General features: G+C 73.0%; 19 protein-coding genes. 9 read left to right on the forward strand and 10 right to left on the reverse strand.

Translation table 11 applies throughout. The annotated features are described in order from the left end of the window. Positions 1-174 precede the first annotated feature (174 nt). The 3 genes from AB0447_RS07225 to AB0447_RS07235 are packed head-to-tail and all read left to right on the forward strand — an operon-like array spanning position 175 to position 2,849. Entirely contained in the window at positions 175-690 is a 516-nt protein-coding gene (locus tag AB0447_RS07225) for a hypothetical protein (RefSeq protein WP_366475514.1), read from the forward strand. Between the two features lie 50 nt (positions 691-740). Beyond that, positions 741-2,369: an apolipoprotein N-acyltransferase gene (gene lnt, locus AB0447_RS07230; protein WP_366475515.1), complete on the forward strand. Its 1,629-nt coding sequence runs from the start codon at positions 741-743 to the stop codon at positions 2,367-2,369. A gap of 9 nt (positions 2,370-2,378) precedes the next feature. After that, positions 2,379-2,849: an NUDIX domain-containing protein gene (locus AB0447_RS07235; protein WP_366475516.1), complete on the forward strand. Its 471-nt coding sequence runs from the start codon at positions 2,379-2,381 to the stop codon at positions 2,847-2,849. 25 nt (positions 2,850-2,874) lie between these two features. On the opposite strand, the gene AB0447_RS07240 is transcribed toward AB0447_RS07235, so the two are convergent. The 3 genes from AB0447_RS07240 to AB0447_RS07250 form a co-directional block, all read right to left on the reverse strand. Next, complete coding sequence (locus AB0447_RS07240) at positions 2,875-3,405, reverse strand: GNAT family N-acetyltransferase (protein ID WP_366475517.1); 531 nt, start codon at positions 3,403-3,405, stop codon at positions 2,875-2,877. A 9-nt stretch (positions 3,406-3,414) separates the two neighbouring features. Then, entirely contained in the window at positions 3,415-3,696 is a 282-nt protein-coding gene (locus AB0447_RS07245) for a hypothetical protein (RefSeq protein WP_366475518.1), read from the reverse strand. A gap of 103 nt (positions 3,697-3,799) precedes the next feature. After that, positions 3,800-5,257, reverse strand: a complete 1,458-nt coding sequence (locus AB0447_RS07250; protein ID WP_366475519.1) for a hypothetical protein — start codon at positions 5,255-5,257, stop codon at positions 3,800-3,802. A 171-nt stretch (positions 5,258-5,428) separates the two neighbouring features. Here AB0447_RS07250 and AB0447_RS07255 point away from each other — a divergent pair, with 171 nt between their 5' ends. Continuing rightward, entirely contained in the window at positions 5,429-6,718 is a 1,290-nt protein-coding gene (locus AB0447_RS07255) for a bifunctional GNAT family N-acetyltransferase/ATP-binding protein (RefSeq protein ID WP_366475520.1), read from the forward strand. A gap of 292 nt (positions 6,719-7,010) precedes the next feature. Here AB0447_RS07255 and AB0447_RS07260 read toward each other — a convergent pair whose 3' ends face one another. Beyond that, positions 7,011-8,105, reverse strand: coding sequence for an amidinotransferase (locus tag AB0447_RS07260; RefSeq protein WP_366475521.1), 1,095 nt, complete (start codon positions 8,103-8,105; stop codon positions 7,011-7,013). A gap of 115 nt (positions 8,106-8,220) precedes the next feature. On the opposite strand from AB0447_RS07260, the gene AB0447_RS07265 reads away from it, so the two are divergent. Both AB0447_RS07265 and AB0447_RS07270 read left to right on the forward strand, forming a co-directional pair. Continuing rightward, positions 8,221-8,640 carry a helix-turn-helix transcriptional regulator gene (locus AB0447_RS07265; RefSeq protein WP_366475522.1) on the forward strand — a complete coding sequence of 140 codons (420 nt, stop codon included), beginning with the start codon at positions 8,221-8,223 and terminating at the stop codon, positions 8,638-8,640. Positions 8,641-8,650: 10 nt separating this feature from the next. Beyond that, a complete protein-coding gene (locus AB0447_RS07270) occupies positions 8,651-9,067 on the forward strand; it encodes a VOC family protein (protein ID WP_366475524.1) in 417 nt (138 codons plus the stop codon). A 51-nt stretch (positions 9,068-9,118) separates the two neighbouring features. On the opposite strand, the gene AB0447_RS07275 is transcribed toward AB0447_RS07270, so the two are convergent. The 5 genes from AB0447_RS07275 to AB0447_RS07295 form a co-directional block, all read right to left on the reverse strand. Further along, a complete protein-coding gene (locus tag AB0447_RS07275) occupies positions 9,119-9,742 on the reverse strand; it encodes a hypothetical protein (protein WP_366475525.1) in 624 nt (207 codons plus the stop codon). Next, positions 9,739-11,382, reverse strand: coding sequence for a protein kinase (locus AB0447_RS07280; protein ID WP_366475526.1), 1,644 nt, complete (start codon positions 11,380-11,382; stop codon positions 9,739-9,741). The genes AB0447_RS07275 and AB0447_RS07280 overlap by 4 nt, the downstream gene beginning before the upstream one ends. A gap of 118 nt (positions 11,383-11,500) precedes the next feature. Then, positions 11,501-12,778, reverse strand: coding sequence for a Tm-1-like ATP-binding domain-containing protein (locus tag AB0447_RS07285; RefSeq protein ID WP_366475527.1), 1,278 nt, complete (start codon positions 12,776-12,778; stop codon positions 11,501-11,503). A gap of 47 nt (positions 12,779-12,825) precedes the next feature. Beyond that, positions 12,826-13,299 (reverse strand): NUDIX domain-containing protein, encoded by a 474-nt coding sequence (locus AB0447_RS07290; RefSeq protein ID WP_366475528.1) that lies wholly within the window; start codon positions 13,297-13,299, stop codon positions 12,826-12,828. Between the two features lie 95 nt (positions 13,300-13,394). Then, positions 13,395-14,447, reverse strand: coding sequence for a cation diffusion facilitator family transporter (locus tag AB0447_RS07295; RefSeq protein WP_366475529.1), 1,053 nt, complete (start codon positions 14,445-14,447; stop codon positions 13,395-13,397). Between the two features lie 152 nt (positions 14,448-14,599). Here AB0447_RS07295 and AB0447_RS07300 point away from each other — a divergent pair, with 152 nt between their 5' ends. From AB0447_RS07300 to AB0447_RS07310, 3 genes are read left to right on the forward strand one after another with little or no spacing between them, the layout of a single operon-like run. Next, a complete protein-coding gene (locus tag AB0447_RS07300; protein WP_366475530.1) occupies positions 14,600-17,050 on the forward strand; it encodes an FHA domain-containing protein in 2,451 nt (816 codons plus the stop codon). An 8-nt stretch (positions 17,051-17,058) separates the two neighbouring features. Then, positions 17,059-17,703 carry a hypothetical protein gene (locus tag AB0447_RS07305; RefSeq protein WP_366475531.1) on the forward strand — a complete coding sequence of 215 codons (645 nt, stop codon included), beginning with the start codon at positions 17,059-17,061 and terminating at the stop codon, positions 17,701-17,703. Then, positions 17,703-18,764 carry a serine/threonine-protein kinase gene (locus tag AB0447_RS07310; protein WP_366475532.1) on the forward strand — a complete coding sequence of 354 codons (1,062 nt, stop codon included), beginning with the start codon at positions 17,703-17,705 and terminating at the stop codon, positions 18,762-18,764. Before AB0447_RS07305 ends, AB0447_RS07310 begins: the two co-directional genes overlap by 1 nt. A gap of 4 nt (positions 18,765-18,768) precedes the next feature. Here the strand turns inward: AB0447_RS07310 and AB0447_RS07315 are convergent, their stop codons facing one another. Continuing rightward, the gene (locus AB0447_RS07315; RefSeq protein ID WP_366475533.1) at positions 18,769-18,969 is read right to left on the reverse strand and encodes a DUF5988 family protein; all 201 of its coding nucleotides are present in this window, start codon (positions 18,967-18,969) and stop codon (positions 18,769-18,771) included. Between the last annotated feature and the right edge of the window lie 15 nt (positions 18,970-18,984).

Raw genomic sequence — 18,984 nt, forward strand, 5'->3', positions numbered from 1 at the left:
GTGGTGGACGGGGACGGGGACGGGTTCTTGACCTGCTCGTTCTCTGTCATGGCAGCGACCGTAGGACCTCAAGTTTGGTTGAGGTCAACCCCGGGAAGGCGCCTCTCCCAGCCCGCTGCACCGACTGGCCGAGAGGCGGTGGCGCGCGTGCGGGAGGTGAGTACGCTGCGATACATGACGGGTCACCCTCCGGGGCCGCTGTGGACCGGCCGTGCCTCCAACCGCGGGCAATGGCTGCTCGCCGGTGCCGGTGTCGCCTGCATCGTGCTCGGCATCTCCCTCGCGGTCGGCTCCGCATGGACCGCCGGGATCGTCCCGCTGGTCATGGCCGTCGTCGGCTGCCTGGCCGCCGGCCTGCTGATCCTCTACGGCACCCTCGCCTTCGTCCACGTCCACGTCACCGTCGACACCGAGGCCGTCGAAGTGCGCTGCGGGCACGTGGGCCTGCCACGCCGCCGCTTCGAGTTCACCGACATCGCCTCCGCCCAGTTCCTGCCCAAGGTCAGCCCGCACGAATGGGGCGGCTGGGGCATGCGCTGGCGCCCGGAGAAGGGCACCGCGGTCGTCGTACGACGCGGCAAGGGCCTGGAACTGACCCTCGGCGACGGAAAGACCTTCATCGTCACCGTCGACGACGCCGAGAACGCCGTCCGCGTCATCCGCGCCCACCTGCGCGCCCTCGCCCGATAGCCGGGTCCGGGCGGCCCCCGCGCACAGTGCGGGGACGTACACTCCGCCAGATGAGCAGCAGCACCGCCCGCGTGGTCCAGAACGAGCCCCCGCAGCCGCCCCGCCCGCCCGGCGAGCCCGCCGATTCGGGGAAGCCGGCCGAGCCCACCCCCGCGCGCCCCGCCCCCCGCGCGGCCCGGCTGCTGCGGGCCGCGGGCGCCGCGCTGTCCGGCGTACTGCTCTACCTCAGCTTCCCGCCCCGCCCCCTCTGGTGGCTGGCCCCCCTCGCGCTGGCCCTGCTGGCCGGCTGCCTCCACGGGCGGCGCGCCCGCGCCGGCTTCGGCCTCGGCCTGCTCGCCGGACTCGGCTACCTGCTGCCCCTGCTGAGGTGGACCGGCGAGGAGGTCGGACCGGTGCCGTGGCTGGCACTGGCCACCGTCGAAGCCCTGTTCATCGGCCTCACCGGGCTCGGAATCGCACTGGTCAGCCGGCGCCCCGGCTGGCCGCTGTGGGCGGCCGCGGTCTGGGTCGCCGGCGAGGCACTGCGCGCCCGTGCCCCGTTCGGCGGATTCCCCTGGGGCAAACTCGCCTTCGGCCAGGCCGACGGCATCTTCCTGCCGCTCGCCGCCCTCGGCGGAACCCCGCTGCTCTCCTTCGCCGTCGCCCTCTGCGGGTTCGGCCTGTACGCCACCCTGCGCGCGGCACGCACCGCGCCCCGGCGGACCACCGCCGCGGTCGCCGCCCTCACCGTCGCCGCCCCCCTCGCCACGGCCCTGGCCGCCCGGCCGCTGGTCTCGGACAGCCCGCAGGACGGCACCGCCACCGCCGCCGTCATCCAGGGCAACGTGCCCCGGCTCGGCCTCGACTTCAACTCCCAGCGCCGCGCGGTCCTCGACAACCACGCGAAGCGCACCGTCCAGCTCGCCGAGGACGTGAAGGCGGGTCGCGCCGCCAAGCCCGACTTCGTGGTCTGGCCGGAGAACTCCTCCGACCTCGACCCGTTCATCGAGCCCGACGCCTACGGCGTCATCGACAAGGCGGTCAAGGCGATCGGCGTGCCCGTGGCGATCGGCTCCGTGCTGTCCCCGGACACCGGACCGCTGCGCAACACCATGATCCTCTGGGACCCGGTCAAGGGCCCCACCGCCACCTACGACAAGCGGAAGATCCAGCCCTTCGGCGAGCGCATCCCGCTGCGGCCGGTGGTCCGGCTCTTCAGCTCCGACGTGGACCGGGTCCGCCGCGACTTCGGCCCCGGCACCGAGCCCGGCGTCTTCGACATGGCCGGCAGCCGGATCGGCATGGTCACCTGCTTCGAGGCGGCCTTCGACGACGCGGTCCGCTCCACCGTCCGGGCCGGCGCCCAGGTGATCGCGGTGCCCAGCAACAACGCCACCTTCGGCCGGACCCAGATGACCTACCAGCAGCTGGCGATGGACCGGGTCCGCGCCGTGGAACACAGCCGCACCGTGCTGGTACCCGTCACCAGCGGCGTCAGCGCCGTCATCCGGCCCGACGGCGAGGTCGTCCAGCAGACCAGGATGTTCACCCCGGACGCCCTGGTCGCCGAGATCCCGCTGCGCTCCACCGAGACCCCGGCCACCCGGCTCGGACCGCTCCCCGAATACGCCCTCCTCACCCTGGCCGCCGGAGCCCTGGCCTGGCCCCTGCTGCGCCGCTTCCGCTCCCGGCACTCGTAGGGTCGGGGGATGAGCACACCGGAATTCATCCGCAAGATCCGCGCCACCGCCGGCCACCAGTTGCTCCTGCTGCCCGGGGTCACCGCCCTCGTCTTCGACGACCGGGGCCGGGTGCTGCTCGGCCGGCGGGCGGACACCGGCGGGTGGTCCGTCATCGGGGGGATCCCCGAACCGGGGGAGCAGCCCGCCGTGACCGCGGTGCGCGAGGTGTACGAGGAGACGGCCGTGCACTGTGTCGTCGAGCGGGTGGTGCTGGTCGAGATGCTGGAGCCGGTCACCTACCCGAACGGGGACGTCTGCCAGTTCCAGGACATCACCTTCCGCTGCCGGGCGACCGGCGGCGAGGCGCGGGTGAACGACCACGAGTCCCTGGACGTGGCCTGGTTCGAGACGGACCGGCTGCCCCGCCTCCCGCCCTTCGCCCTGCGCCGGATCCGGCAGGCCCTCGAGGACGAGCCCACCTGGTTCGCGCCCGCCTAGAGGGCTCCGGGGCGGACCAGGGTCGTCAGCCGACCCGCCGGGCCAGCACCTGTCCCGGCCAGGCGCCGGACAGGAAACGGTCGGTGGGGGTGAAACCGTTGCGCTCGTAGAACGCGACGAGTTCGCCCCCGCCGCCCGCCCAGCAGTCGACCCGCAGCAGCTCCACGCCGGCCCGCCGGGTCTCCTCGGCGGCATGGGCAAGCAGTGCCGCCCCGATGCCCAGACCGGCGTACCGCCGGTCGGAGACCAGCAGCCGGACGTACCGCTCGGGTTCCCCGGCCGGCGCGATCGGCATCTGCGGGCTGGGCCCGGAGTCCAGCACCAGGGCCCCGACGGGTGCCCCGTCCGACTCCGCGATGTACGGGACGTTCTCGGTCGTGTACCGCTCGACCCGCGCCACCCCGCCGGGCTTCTGCGAGTACGGTGTCGTGCCCCACTGCTCGGTGTTGCCGCGCTCGTTCATCCAGGCCACCGCGGAGTCGAGCATGTCCAGAATGGCCGGTGCGTCCGCCGGGCTGCCCGGTCGGATCCGTATGCCGTGTGTGGTGTCGTTCACGGCCGAAGCTTAGGCACCCTCGGGCGGATCACCGGCGAGGCCCTGCCTGATCGCAGCAGTCGTGACGGTGGTGTCCGCGGCCCGGCGGTAGAGGGCCCGGGCGCGGTCGCCCATGACGGCGCTGTACGAGATCTCGGGGACGGTGCCGCCGCCCTCGTGGCCGCCCAGGACGCCCGCCAGGGCGCCGCCCACCAGCCGGCTGCCCGCTGGTGCCGCCGCTGTGGTGCCGGCCAGGGCCGGCACCACACGGGCGGGCCGGCGGGCCGTGCACGGGAGCAGGCGGTCGATCATGCTCCGAGCCTGCAACCCCAGGCTGTGAGCGGAGGCGGGGATTCCTTATGAATCCCCTGTGAATCGATGAGTTGATGAGTCGATGAGTCGGCGGGTCAGGAAATCAGGAGCGGAGGTCGGCGCGGCGTTCGTAGACCGTGACCCGGCGGCCGCGTATCTGCTCGTCCGCCACCGGCCTGAACCGCTCCCGCAGCACCGCCAGCTTCACCCGGTCCCGTTCCGCCGACGCGGGTTTCGCCACCTTCGCCGCGTCCGTGACCAGCAGTATCCGCTGCCGGCCGAGCATGGCCGCCCGCACCTTCGCCGGGTCCGCCTCCTCGCCCTTGAGGGTGCCGGAAGCCTCCGGGGACGCGGCCAGCGCTATATCGGCCAGGCCCGTGAAGGCGGCGGGGGACACCAGCGCGGTGTCCCGGCGCGCGGCCGGCACGAACAGCACCGCGTCCCCGCCCTGCTTCAGCCGGTCCACCTCCGCCGACACCGCCAGTACGTCGTCCACCCGGCTCGCCGGGGCCCGCTTGCCCAGCTCCACCGGCAGCAGCGCGACCACGGCCACACCCACCACGGCCGGCACCAGCAGCCCGGCGGCCCTGGGCGCGCGCCGGGCGGCCGCCCGTACCGCGGCCCCCAGCCCCGTACCGATCAGCAGGGCCAGCCCGAGCATGCTGAACAGCACGTACCGGTCCAGGAAGAGCGGCTGGACCAGCGAGAGCGCGATCAGACCCAGCTGGGGGACCGCGAGGAGGGGCAGGCCCACGGCGGCCGCCGACAGCCGGCCGGCCCGCGGCCGGTCCAGCCGGGCGCCCAGCCCGCCGATCGCCAGCAGCACCGCCGGACCGATCAGCATGTGCCAGGTCAACGGCGGTATCCACGACACCTGATCGGACTGGCCGCGGCTGAACAGGATCAGCGGCAGCGCCCCGCAGACGGCCGCGGTCGCGGCCACCGCCCAGCGCCCCCACACCCCGCGTCCGGCCCGCACCCACCACAGGGTGGCCGCGTGCGCGGGCAGGATCAGCAGGGACAGCCAGTTCAGCAGCGCACAGACCAGGACGGTGAGCGCGTACGCCACCCGGCGCGGCCGGCCGCCTCGGCCCTGGAGCAGCGAGACCAGCAGCAGGGTCGAGATCCCGGCGCCGGCCGCGACCAGCGCGTACGGCCGGCCCTCCTGAAGGTAGAACTGCACCGCCGGCAGCAGCCCGAGCGCCAGCCCGCCGCCCAGCCCGGCCCAGAACCCGGCCAGCCGCTGCCCCAGCAGTGCCACGCAGGCCGCCGCCACGGCGGTGGCCAGGACAGAGGGCAGCCGCAGGGTGGTGGTGCCCGCGCCGAACAGCTCGAATAGGCAGTGCATCAGCAGGTAGTACAGCCCGTGCACGGCGTCCACCTGGCCCAGCATGTGCCAGATCTCACCCGCGGACCGCCCCGCGACCTGCCAGGTCGCGGCCTCGTCCCGCCACACGCTGTCCTGCCGGGACAGCCCCCACAGCCCGAGGGAAAGGGTCCACACCAGCGGGACCAGCCAGACCAGATGCCGACGAAGGGTCTCGCGTATGTGGGAAGTCATGAAGAGCTCGGGTCCTCGGCGCGGCGGTCTGGGCGGAAGGCACCAGTCTATGGACGCCGCGGAGGGGTTCCGGACGCGCTGTTGTGCACGACGGAGCGTGATCGCCCCCGGCCGCCGCCCCTAGCCTCACCGCAAGGCGCACGCGCTGCACGAAACGAGGGGCGGTACTCGGTGAACTGGCTCATCCACGACTACCGCGAGAGCGATCTCGCGGCCGTTGTCCATCTGATCGACACCACGGCCGAGCTCGGCCAGGAGTCCGTGTTCTCCCTCGCCGAGTGCATCAGCGCACTCACCGGCCGGCAGCCCGCCGTGGTCGCCGTCCACCAGGGCGTCCCGATCGGCGCCGCGCTGGCCTGTGTGTCCGGCGAACGGGCCTGGGTGATGCGCATCGCGATCAACTCCGGCTGGCGCGGCCGCGGCCTCGCCAGCGCCCTGCTGGTCGAGCTGGAGCGGCGGCTGATCGCGGCCCGGGTCGGCCGGATCGCGTACGTGCTGCCCGAAGAGGACCTCCTCGGCGAGGGCCTGCTCAACGCCGGCTACACCCGGCAGCCGGCGGTCGCCTACTTCGAGAAGACGGAACCGCTGCACGGGCCGGCCGCCGGCCTGCTCGACGACCTGGGCGGCCGCTTCCTGCCCAACGACCTGTGGGACAAGGTCGCCGGCATGGAGACCGAGAAGGACCTCATCGAGCGCCGTGTGGTGCTGCCGCTGGCCGAGCCCGAGCGGGCCGCCCAGCACGGCGTCCAGCCGCCGCGGGCCATCACCCTGTTCGGTCCGCCCGGCACCGGCAAGACGACCTTCGCCCGCGCGATCGCCTCCCGGCTCGGCTGGCCCTTCGTCGAACTGCTGCCGTCCCGGCTCGCCGACGAGGGCAACCTGGCGGCCGCCCTCCGTACCGCCTTCTCGCGGATCGCCGAACTGGAACGGGTCCTGGTCTTCATCGACGAGGTGGAGGAGATCGCGCCGGTCCGCACCGAGCCGGCGCAGCCCGGCGGGATCCACGGGGTCACCAACGAACTGCTCAAACTGATACCCGGGTTCCGGGAGGGCGGCGAACGGCTCCTGGTGTGCGCCACCAACTCCATCCGCTCCCTGGATCCCGCCTTCCTGCGACCCGGGCGGTTCGACTACCTGATCCCGATCGGCACCCCGGACGCGGGCGCCCGGGCGGCCATCTGGTCCCGCTACACGGCCGGGCGCACGGATGTGGACGTGGCGGCGCTGGTCGAGGCGAGTGAGCTGTTCACCCCGGCGGACATCGAGCACGCGGCGCGCATCGCGGCGCAGGTGTCCTTCGAGCGGGACCTGGAGGCGGTGGGCGCGCGGGCGGCTGCGGCCGTTCCGCCGGGCGCGAGCACGAAGGACTACCTGGCGGCGGTGGCCCAGTGCCGGCCGACGGTCACCCCGGCGATGACGGGCGAATTCGCGGCGGACATCACGGCCCACGCCCGCGTCTGACGCTCCCTGCTCGCGGCCTGCCCGAAAAGTCGGCCGGAAAAAGGGGGGCGGCCCGCAGTGCTCCCCAAAGCACTGCGGGCCTTCCGCGCGGACAAGCGGCCGCGCGGAACGACCACGTTCCGGTTGGGGTGTGTCGCCGGCTGGAACGTGGACGTTCAGTGACGCGGGACGCCTTGTGGGCGTTCCCGTCAACACGTTCGAGTCAACCAGCGGGGGAGTGGCGGGCGCTTCGGCCGGACGGCCCCAGCCGCCCCGGCCGGACGGCCGAGACGCCGGATGATCGGCAGGCCGATCAGTCGAAATAGGACTCGAGCGTGCCGCGGCGCCGGACATCGAGGGTTGCGCAGTGGAACGAGCCGGCGAACGGCGCGTAGTGCAGCAGGTCGCACGGAATCGGCTCGAACCCCCAATTCTCGAGCGCGCGCAGCATGTCGGTGTGGTGCCGCTCGGCGATCACCCGCTTCTCGTCGATCATGAGAATGTTCATGCTGAGCCACTTGCCGCACATCGAGGTGACCTTGAGCAGGCGGTCCCCGATCGGGTTGGGCTCGGGGGCGATCAGGACCTCCCAGGAGTTCAGGACCTCAGGCAGCCGGTCGACGTCGATGTACTCGGGATTGACCAGCACCTTGCCGGGCGCGAGCGGGACGAACGTCGTGTCGATGTGCATGGGCGTGCGGCAGCGGCTCTCGATCTCGTGGATGCGATAACCGGGCCCGAGATGGCGGCGCAGCCATTCGATGCCCGTCCGGTTGGTGACATTGCTCCGGGTGACGAACAGATCGCGTCCCGCGCGCACGAAATCCGCCGCATCGAACACCGGCTCGAACTCGGTGAGGATGTAGCGCATGGGCTCGCCGGCCTCGGGGATACGGAAATCCCCGTCGAAGAGTTCGTGGGTGAGCTGGGGCTTGGGTGCCGCCGTCCAGCGGGCGCCGCGCCGGAAATAGTCCTTGAGGATCGAGCGATAGGGGTGGGTCTCGAAATACCGGCACGGCCAGGCCATCGGCGTTTCGATGATCTCGTCGCCGATCACCAGCATGCCGTCACGCGGACAGCTGCTGGAAAAACCGCGCGACGACCAGTCGGGGGTCCGGAACTGCTGCCGGTGGTCGACCGGGTCCGGGCGCCTGACCGTGACACCGAGGGACTGCAGGAGCGCCACGAACCCGTCGAGCTCCTGCTGAGCCGGCTCGATCATCGTGCGCGGATAACCGAAGCCGGCGGCGAGCCCCTGCAGCCGCGCCCCCCAGGGCGGGATGTTGCAGGCCACGACCGGGTGCTTGGAGGGGATGGTCGCGCCGTCGAGCCGCCCGACGACGACCTCCTCCAGCGGGTCCCACTCGTTGTGCGAATTGACCGGCGAAACGAGAGGCAATTCAGCCATGCTCACCCGCTTTCGATCGCAGAAGCCAGTGACTCACTGTATCCGTGCGCTCTCCGAAATGAACGGGCAGAGCCGGTCGGTACGGGTGTGTCTGCCGCTGTGGGATCGTGGTCGGGTGACGTTGGAAGACCTCGTCCGGCTGCGCCGGGCCCGCGACCGGATGGACCGCGACTATGCGGAGCCGCTCGACGTTCCGGCCCTGGCGCGCACGGCACTCATGTCGCCGGGCCATTTCTCCCGCAGCTTTCGCGCCGCCTACGGGGAGACGCCGTACAGCTACCTGATGACCCGCCGCATCGAGCGGGCCAAGGCGTTGCTGCGGCGGGGGGACCTGACGGTGACGGAGGTCTGCTTCGCGGTCGGCTGTACCTCGCTGGGGTCGTTCAGCTCGCGGTTCACCGAGCTGGTCGGCGAGAGCCCGAGCTCATACCGGGCCCGCCGCCATGACGAGAGCGCCGCCATACCGCCCTGCGTCGCGAAGATCCACACGCGACCGGTCAGGAACGGAGAAGCAAAACCGGCCGGCCGCCCCTAGCGTGGAGCGCATGAACATCAACCTTTCGCAGTGCTTCATCGCCGTCGACGACCACGACAAGGCGCTCGCCTTCTACCGGGACGTTCTCGGCCTGGAGGTGCGCAACGACGTCGGGTTCGAGGGGATGCGCTGGGTGACCGTCGGCTCGCCGTCGCAGCCCGACGTGAACATCGTCCTGGAACCGCCCCTCGCCGACCCGAACGCCTCGTCCGCCGACAAGGAGGCCATGGCGGAACTGCTGGCGAAGGGCCTGCTGCGCGGCGTCATCTTCAGCACCGACGACTGCGACGCCACCTTCGAGCGCATCCGCGCCGCGGGCGGCGAGGTCCTGCAGGAGCCGGTCGACCAGCCGTACGGCGTCCGCGACTGCGCCTTCCGCGACCCCTCCGGCAACATGCTGCGCTTCACCCAGCCGCGCGGGAAGTGACCGCGGCCCGGGACCGCCGCCCGCCCCGCGCGGAAGGTTCGGGTGGAAACCCTAGGGGCAGCGGTACATGAATTCCGTGGCGGCGGTTCGGCCGGTGGCGGGGGACAGCAGGTGGACTTCGGCGCGGGCCGGGTGGGTGCCTCGGCCGCGGAAGGTCCACAGGAGGTGGAGTCTGGCTTCGGTGCGGCCGTGGGGGACGCGTTCGGTGAGCGGTTCGGAGCGGGTGCCGTCGCTGCGGATCCAGCGGTAGACGAGGGTTCCGGGGCGTCCGTTGGTGCGGACGACGGCGGTTACCGTCGCGGCCGAGTCGCAGACCGGCCCGTTCGGGTCGGTGACGACGGCCAGTTCCCGCACCTCGATGCCCGGCCCGTACCGCTGCCAGCCGAGGTAGCCGAGTACGACGGCCAGTACGACCGCGGCGAGGGTGTAGCGGCGCAGTCCGCCGCCGGGCCGCCGGGCCCGCCGGGCGGCGGGGTCCTGCGGAACCGTGCCCGGGTCCGGGACGGGGAACGGTGCGCGGACGTACGCCGTGACGCCCGGCCCGAAGCGCAGCACGGACCCTTCGACCCGGTCGGGTTCGGCCGGCGCGGGCGGGCCGCTGAACCAGTGGCTGCCGAGCACGGTCGCGCTGTAGTCCTCGCAGTCCTCGGGGCGTTCGCGTCCGGCGGAGGTCATGAGGGTGCCTGGCAGGACCGGATGAACAGGGACCGGGTCGAGGAGCCGTTGCCGGCGGCCGGCCGGGTGGTTGCCCGGACCTGCCACCAGCAGCCCTTGCCGGTGAAGGTGTGGGACGCGGTCGGGGCCGCGAGGGCGCGGCCGTCAGGCCGGTAGGGGAGGGTGTCGGTGCCTTCCGGGGTGCCGAGTTCGCCTGCCGTGTCACCGGTGAACCATTCGAGCACCACCGTCACCGGGCCCGTCCCGGTGGCCTTCACCGAGACGGTCGCCTGCCCGGTGGCCACCCCGGTCTGCACGAAGGAACCGACCTCGACGGCCGTCACCTTCACCGGCGGCGGAGACGGCGGCGCAGTGGTGACGGGCGGTGAAGTGGTAGGTGGTGTGGCCGGTGTCGTCGAAGTCGGGGGCGGGGTGGGCGGGCGGGCCGTCGTACGGGTCGCCGAGGGCATCGGGCCCGGGCGGGGCGACCGGCTCGGGGGAGGGGAGGCGGAAGGGGAAGGGGAGGGGGAGGGGTGCGGGGTTTCCGGCGGCCGCATCCGCGACGGGGTTGCTGCGGCCGGGGTCGCGCTGGTCGTCGCGAACGCGCTCACCGCCGAGCTGCCCTGCGGTTCGTTCCCGGCCGCCCGCGTGGCCAGCACCAGCACCGCGCCCGCCACCACCGCCACCGCGGCGGCGGTCAGCCCGCGCCGGCCGGGCCGGAAAGCGGAGGACGGCCGGTGACCGCGGCCCAAGGAGGTGGTGGCCACCGCCGTGGTGCCCGCGGCCGGTCCGCCCGCCGAGGGGAACAGCAGGGGCAGCAGTGCGGCCAGCGCTGCCAGCTTGCGCTGCCCGCGCTCCTCCCAGTCCGGCCCGTACGCCGCCCGCGCCGCCCCCTCCAGCTCGGCGACGAACACCTCCGCGTTCTCCGGCCGCTGCTCCGGCCGCTTGGCCAGGCCCCGCCGGATCAGCGGCCGTACCGGCTCGGGTGCTTCCGCCACCGGCACCGGCGCCTCGACGTGCTGGAGCGCCAGCTCGGCGAAGTTCCCCCCGGTGTACGGCTTGCGCCCGGTCAGGCACTCGAAGAACACCGCGGTGGCCGCGTACACGTCCGCCGCGGGCGAGGCCGGGCCGCCCTGCCACTGCTCCGGCGCCATGTAGGCGGGAGTGCCGGCCACGCCGGGGGTGCTGCCGCGGCCGGCCGCGATCCCGAAGTCCACCAGCTTCGACGCGCCGTCCGCCGTGACCAGCACGTTCTCCGGCTTGTAGTCGCGGTGGACGACGCCCGCCCGGTGCGCGGCGGCCAGCCCCAGCAGCGAGCCCTTGAGCAGGGCCAGGGCAGCCTCCGGGCCGGTCCGGCCGGCCCGGGCCAGCAGGGCCCGCAGGGCGATCCCGTCGACGAGTTCCATCACGATGGCGGCCCCGTCCGGCGCCTCCACGTACTCGTACAGGCCCACCACGTAGGGCGAGTGCAGGCCGCCGAGCAGCCGGGCCTCCGCCCGGAACTCCCGCAGGAACACCGGGTCGCGGCGGAACCGTTCGGCCAGGTACTTCACGGCCACGGCGGTGCCGGTCGCCCGGTGCACCGCCAGCACCACCCGGCCGCTGCCGCCCGATCCGAGCTCCCGCGTCTCCGCGTACCCGGGGACCGTCCACGCGTTCATCCGTTCGCCCCCTGCCGTGCCCTTCCGGGCCCTGCCGTGCCGTGGCGTCACCGTGCCGAACGTCCTGTGGGACACGGTTTCCGCCACGGCCGGTTCCCGGGGTCACCCGAAGGGCGGATCAGGCGGCCGCCCGCTCCCGCCGGTCGGTGATCAGCGCGTGCAGCCGGTCCGCGGCGGCCCGCCCGAACTCCGGATCGTTGATGTGCGTGTCGTGGTCGAACACTTCGGCGGAGCTGCCCCGCAGCCCTTCCCGCAGCGCCGTGAACAGGGCGGAGTCCGCGGCCGGATCGTGGTACGGGCCGTCCGGCGCGCCCAGCGTGGACAGTCCGCGCAACGGCAGGCACACGGCGGTCGGTCCGGTGGCCACCCGCAGCTTGGCCGCCACCAGCCGGCCCAGCTCGGCGCATTCCTCCTTGGTGGTGCGGATGACCGTGATCGACGGGTTGTGCACGCGCACCCGCCGGTAGCGGACCCGCTCGGGCAGCTTCTCAAGGGGCCCGAACTTCACCATGTCCAGCGCGCCCAGGCTGACCACCTGAGGGATCCCGGCCCGCCCGGCCGCGCTGAGCCGGTCCGGACCGGCGGTCAGGATGCCTCCGCACAGCTCGTCGGCGAGTTCGCTGAGGGTCAGGTCCAGGACCCCGGCGAACACCCCTTGTCCGGCCAGCGCCTCCAGGGTGCGGCCGCCGGTGCCGCTGACGTGGAAGACGAGGACCTCGTAGCCGAGTTCGGTGAGCCGTTCGCGGGCCGCGTCCACCCCGACGGTGGTCACCCCGGCCATGCTGGCCGCGATCAGCGGCCGGCCGCCGGAGCCCAGCCCGCCGGCCCCGATCGCCCCGACCTCCCGGAGGTCCCGGGAAGCCTGGGCGAAACCCTTCGCCATGCCGGCCGCCGCCTCCGCCGCGTTCGCCAGCACCGGCGCCGTCACGGAGTTGATGCCGGCGATGTCCACCACGCTGTACATCATGGTGATGTCCGAGGAGCCGACGTACACGGACACGTCCCCGGAGGCCATCGAGGACACCATCAGTTTGGGCACGCCGAGCGGCAGGGCGCGCATGGCGCGGGTCGCGATGGAGGTGCCGCCGCTGCCGCCGAGCGCGAGTATCGCGTCCAGCCGGCCCTCCGCGTGCAGTCGTAACACGGTGGCTTCCGCCCCCCGTGCCATGGCGGTGACGGCGGCGCCGCGATCGGCGACCGCCCGTAGCTCCGACAGTTCGGTTCCCGCCGCCCGGGCCACCACCTCGCGGGGCACGTCCGCGCGCACCCGGGGTTCACCCATCACTCCCGTGTCGACCAGGACCACTTCGACGCCGGCACGCAGCAGCCGCTCGCGCAACCAGCCGTACTCCACACCCTTGGTGTCCAGGGTTCCCACCAGCACGACGTTCGTCATGTGTGCAATGTGCATGCAGCTGGAACGGCTGACAACCCCGAGGGGGATCATTCGGCCAGCAGCCCCAACAGCCGCTCCAGAAAAGGTGTTTGGGAGACGATGAGCCGCCCGCGGGCGGCGGACGGGGTGAACCAGGCCACCCGGTCGAGCTCCGGGAACTCCTCGGTGCGGCCCGAGCCCTGCGGCCACTCCATCTCGAAGGTCCCGGGCTCCATCAGCGCCGGATCGAGGTCCGCCTCCACCGCCCATACGGTGACCAGCTTCCCGCCGGTCTGCCGCACCTCGCCCAGCGCCAGGTACGGGCCCTCCGGCGGCGGCAGCCCGATCTCCTCGGTGAACTCGCGGCGGGCCGCGTCCCGTGGCTCCTCGTCCGGCTCGTACTCCCCCTTGGGGATCGACCAGGCCCCGGCGTCCCGGCGCTCCCAGAAGGGGCCGCCCATATGGCCGAGGAGCACTTCCACCTCGCCGTCCGGGCCCGTCCGGCGGAACAGGAGCAGCCCGGCACTGCGCTTCTGCGTCATGGGCCATCCCTTCCCCGCGCAGGGCCGGGCCAAGACACGCCGCCTGCCGGGGCGTCGCACCCGCCGACGGCTGGGCACCGACAGGGCCTGGCCTCCTAGTGGTGGTGGGGGCCCTCCCGGTGGACCGGGCCGTGCGGGGCCGCGCAGTGGGCGTCCGCCGGGTCCTCACCCGCCCGGCCCACCGTGAGCAGGGCGTCCTGAACGTGGTCCACCTGGAGGGTGGTGTGGGTGATGCCGTACTCCGCGGCCAGCAGCTTCTCCATGTCCCGCCGCACCGCGTGGCAGTCCCCCTCGGGCTCCACCAGTACGTGCGCGGACAGGGCCGCCTCGCCGGAGGTGATCGTCCAGATGTGCAGGTCGTGGACTTCCGTGACCGGGTCGTACGCGACGAGCCGGTCGCCGACGGCGTCCGGGTCCACGTGCGCGGGGGCCGCCTCCAGGAAGATCCGCCCGGATTCCCGGACCAGCCCGTATCCCGCCTTCACCATCAGCGCCACGACGGCCAGCGTGGCGATGGCGTCGGCCTGGACGAAGCCGGTGGTCAGTACGATCAGGCCGGCCACGGCGGTGCCGATGAACGCGAACAGGTCGTTGAGGATGTGCTGGTAGGCGCCCTCGACATTGAGGGAGGTGCGGTTCGCCTTCGAGATGCACCAGGCGGCCAGGACGTTCACCACGATGCCGGCCAGCGCCGTCACCAGCACCAGCCCGCCCTCCACCTCGGGCGGATCGATCAGCCGCCGGACCGCCTCGTACGCCAGCCAGACCGCCAGCAGCAGCAGGGTCAGCCCGTTGGCCTGGGCGGAGAGTATCTCCGCGCGCTTGAGGCCGTACGTGAACCCGCCGCGCGCGGGCCGGGCGGCCAGCCGCATCGCGATCAGGGCCAGCACGATCGAGACGGCGTCGGTGAGCATGTGGGCGGCGTCGGAGATCAGGGCCAGCGAACGGGCCAGCACGCCGATGACCACCTCGACGGCCATGAAGGCGCAGATCAGGGAGAGGGCGATGGCCAGCCAGCGGCGGTCCGCGTTCTCGGCGACCCCGTGGCTGTGGCCGCCGTGTCCGTGGCTGCCGTGACCGTGGCCGGCGTGCCCTCCGGGCCCGCCGTGGTCGTCCCCGTGCTGGTGTGCGTGGTCGTGGCCACCCATGGCTTCCCCCGTTTGTTCGGTTCCCGACGCGTGAAGTGAAGCGCACCTTTCGGAGATCGGCAAAGGCTGCAACGGGGACCGTTGTCATTACCCATAAGAAGCCTCTGACCTGCGGTTATGCCCGACCGGAAGGATCGTGGGAAAATCTGCTCATGGTCCAGCGCCCCGGTGTGCCGACCGCGCCCGAGCTCGTTCTGGAGACCGACACGGGCCGCACGGTGATGAGCCCGGGCCGCATCTACCACGTGGGCCGGGACCCGCTGAGCGAGATCTTCCTCGACGACGCCCGCGTCTCCTGGCACCACGCGAACCTGTACGCCGACGGCGACCACTGGACCCTGGAGGACGAGGACAGCACCAACGGGACCTGGGCCGACGGCCGCCGGATCCGGGCCTGGGGCGTGGGCCCCGGCAGCGAACTCCGCTTCGGCAGCGCCCTCGACGGCCCGCGCGCCGTCCTGGCCGGGCCGACGGCCGCCGCAGGGCCGCCCGGGCTGTCGAGCGCCGCCGGGCCGCCCGGTCCGGCCGGAGCGGCAGGGCCCGCCGGTGTCGCCGACCCGTCCCTGACCAGCACCTTCCGGCGGCCCACCAGCGTCCGGCCGCTGCCCGCCCGGACCGCCGTACGCATCGGCCGCAGCCCCGACAACGACCTGGTCATCGACGATCTCGTGGTCTCCCGCCGGCACGCCGAACTCCGGGTCCTCGCCGACGGCAGCCACGAGATCGCCGACCTCGGCAGCCACAACGGCACCTACCTCAACGGCACCCGCGTCGGCCCCGCCCCCGTCCCCGTCACCGACGGCGACATCATCGGCATCGGCCACTCCGCCTTCTGCCTGGTCGGCGACGATCTGCAGGAATTCGTCGACACCGGAGAGATCTCCCTCGACGTCCAGGACCTCACCGTGGCCGTCGACAACGGCCGAAAGACCCTCCTCGACCACGTCTCCTTCCCGGTCGGCGCCAAATGCCTGCTCGCCGTCGTCGGCCCCAGCGGCGCCGGCAAGTCCACCCTGCTCGGCGCCCTCACCGGCCTGCGCCCCGCCGACCACGGAACCGTCCTCTACGACGGCCGCGACCTCTACCGCGACTACGCCGAACTCCGCAGCCGGATCGGGCTGGTGCCGCAGGACGACATCCTGCACTCCCAGCTCACCGTCCGCCGCGCCCTCTCGTACGCCGCCGAACTGCGCTTCCCGCAGGACACCGCGGCCGCCGAACGCGAGGAACGGGTGGACGAGGTGATCTCGGAGCTCGGCCTGGAACAGCGCGCCGGCCAGCCGATCCACAGCCTCTCCGGCGGGCAGCGCAAGCGCGTCTCGGTCGCCCTGGAACTCCTCACCAAGCCCTCCCTGATCTTCCTCGACGAGCCCACCTCCGGCCTCGACCCGGGCATGGACCGGTCGGTGATGCACATGCTGCGCGGCCTCGCCGACGACGGCCGGACCGTCATCGTGGTCACCCACAGCGTGCTCAGCCTCGACGTCTGCGACCGGCTGCTGGTCCTCGCCCCGGGCGGCCGCACCGCCTACTACGGACCGCCCGAGGACACCCTCGGCTTCTTCGGTTTCACGCAGTGGCCGGAGGCGTTCGAAGCGTTCGAGAACCGGCAGGACCACGACTGGGCGGGGGAGTACCGGGCCTCCTCCTTCCACCGCCGGTACGTGGCGGACACCGCCCGGCAGCCCCGGCAGCCCGGGCAGCCCGCGGAGTCCCTGCTCCCCGGCGCCCGCGATTCCGCATCGGGCAGCGGCACCGGCACCGGCTCCGTCGCACCGCCGCCCAAGGCCCAGACCTGGACCGCCCAGCTGTCCACCCTCATCCGCCGCTACGCGGCCGCGCTGAGCGCCGACCGCACCTTCCTCGCCATCATGATCGCGCTGCCGTTCGTGATGGGAGCCATGGCCCGCGCCCTCGCCGGATCCGCCCTCACCGCCGAGACCGCGCTGAACGCCCTGCTGATCCTGTGCGTCGGCGGGGTGCTCACCGGCGCCGCCAACGCGGTCCGCGAACTGGTCAAGGAACGGGCCATCTACCGGCGGGAACGGGCCGTCGGACTGTCCCGGTCCGCCTACCTGATGTCCAAGGTGGTGGTCCTCGGCACGATCACCGTCGCCCAGGCGGTCGTCCTCACCCTGGTCGGGCTGGCCGGGGTCGACCTCAATGCCCCGGACGGCCGCGGTGTCCTGCTGCCGCCGCTGGTCGAGATCACCCTCGCGGTGGCCCTGCTGTCCTTCACCGCGATGATGCTCGGCCTGCTGGTGTCCGCGCTGGTCCGCAAGGAGGAGGTCACCATGCCGCTGCTGGTCCTCCTCGCCATCGTCCAGGTCGTCTTCTGCGGAGCCCTGCTGAAACTCGACGGAGTACCGGTCCTCGAGCAGCTGGCCTGGCTGGTGCCGTCCCGGTGGGCGCTCGGAGCGATGGCCGCCACCGTCGACCTCGGCGCGATCGTGCCCGGAGCGTTGACCCGGGACCCGCTGTTCGCCCACGACACCGGGGTCTGGCTGCTCGACCTGGGCATGCTGATCGTGCTGTCCGTCCTGTTCGGCGTCCTGGTGGTCCGGCTGCTGCGCCGGCACGAACCCGCCGTCATGCGGAAGTAGCACGCGTCGTGACCAGCGCCGGCTCGCACGGAACCGTCCCCGGCTTCCACCCCACCCATGTGGTCCCGCACGACGGACTGCCCGCCTGGGAGACCCCGGACCTGTCCCTGCCCACCGCCGCCCTCGACCCGTTCCTGCCCGTCCAGCTGGTCTCCCGGCGCGGGGAGTGGGGCGAGATCCTCTGCGCCAACGGCTGGTCCGCCTGGGTCGACGGGCGGCTCCTGGTGGCCGTTCCGCAGCCGCCGCCCACCGCCGGGCGGCCGCTCGGCCGGGCCGAGGACCCCGGGCCGCTCCTCGACCGCACCGCCGAGGCCCTCGACCGCTACCGCCGGGCCGCCCGGGAGCACTCCGCCGGCCGTACGGACACCGAGGCCTTCCGCCGGGCCACCCTCGGACTGCGGGCCGGCGTGGTCCTCGACGGCGAACAGGTCTGGCTGTACGACGAGCCCGCCGGCCGCTGGATGTACGGGGACGGGGTCCGGCTGGCCACCTACGCCGCCGGAGCCGGCCCCGGCGAGCAGGAGCCCGACCGGGAGCAGGAGCCCGACCCGGAGCCGACCCCGGAACCGGCCGCTCCGGAACCGGCCGCCCCTGAACCGGCCCCGGAGCACGCACCCACCCGGAGCGCCCGGCCGCCCGGCGGTGACCCCTGATGTCCGCCGGGATCCCGGCGGCCGGCCGCCCTTCCGACCTGTACGGCCGGCGAATCGCCGGCTACCGGGTGGAGAGCGAGATCGGACGCGGAGGCATGGCCGTGGTCTACAAGGCGACCGATCTGCGGCTGGACCGCACGGTCGCGCTCAAGCTGCTCGCCCCCGAACTGGCCCGCAACGATACCTTCCGCAAACGCTTCGTCCACGAATCGAAGGTGGCCGCGGCCATCGACCACCCGCACATCGTGCCCGTCTTCGAGGCGGGCGAGACCGAGGGCCTGCTCTACATCGCCATGCGGTACGTCGCCGGACTCGACCTGCGGGCCCTGCTGGACCGCACCGGGCCGCTGCCCGTCGATACCGCGGCCCGGATCGCCGGCCAGGTCGCCTCCGCCCTGGACGCCGCCCACGACCACGACCTGGTCCACCGGGACGTGAAACCCGGCAACATCCTCATCGCCGAGGGCACCGACAGCGACCACCCCGAGCACGTCTACCTCACCGATTTCGGGCTGACCAAGAAATCGCTCTCCCTGACCGGCTTCACCGGCGTCGGACAGTTCGTCGGCACCCTCGACTACGTGGCCCCCGAGCAGATCTCCGGCAAGCCCGTCGACGGACGCTGCGACGTCTACAGCCTGGGCTGCGTGGTGTACGAGACCCTCGCCGGCGGGCCGCCCTTCCAGCGGGACGACGACATGGCCCTGCTCTGGGCCCACCAGTACGATCCGCCGCCACCGCTGACCTCCCGGCGGCCCGGCCTGCCGCCGGCCCTCGACGGGGTACTGGCCCGCGCCCTCGCCAAATCCCCGGAGGACCGCTGGCCCACCTGCCTGGAGTTCGCCGGTGCACTGCGCCGGGCCGCAGCCGCCGACGGCGGACACCCGCCGACCCGCATCGACCTCCCCGCCGTCACCCCGGCCGGCCTTCCGGCCACCGCCGCACCCCCGGACCCGCCACCGCCACCACCACCGCAGTGGGCTCTGCCGGTGATCCGGCCGGAGCTGCGGGATCACCGACAGGCACAGCGAGCCCGGCCTGAGCGGCAAGACACCCCCTGAGGGGTCACTCGGCGACCTCCGTGCGCTCCCACCACTCGTACACGGGCATCGGCCCCTGCGGGCCGGGCTTGGCCCGGTGGGTGGGCCGGAAGTGCTCGTATCCGCCGCGGTGCGGGATCTTCAGGTCTTCACCGGGCGCGGGGGGCTCGACGATCCGCTCCGGCAGGTCGTCCGGTCCGCCTTCGAGTGCAGCCTTGTTCGCCATGGCACCACTGTCGAT

Source organism: Streptomyces sp. NPDC051211 (assembly GCF_040689505.1).
In the GTDB taxonomy this organism is placed as follows: Bacteria; Actinomycetota; Actinomycetes; order Streptomycetales; family Streptomycetaceae; genus Streptomyces.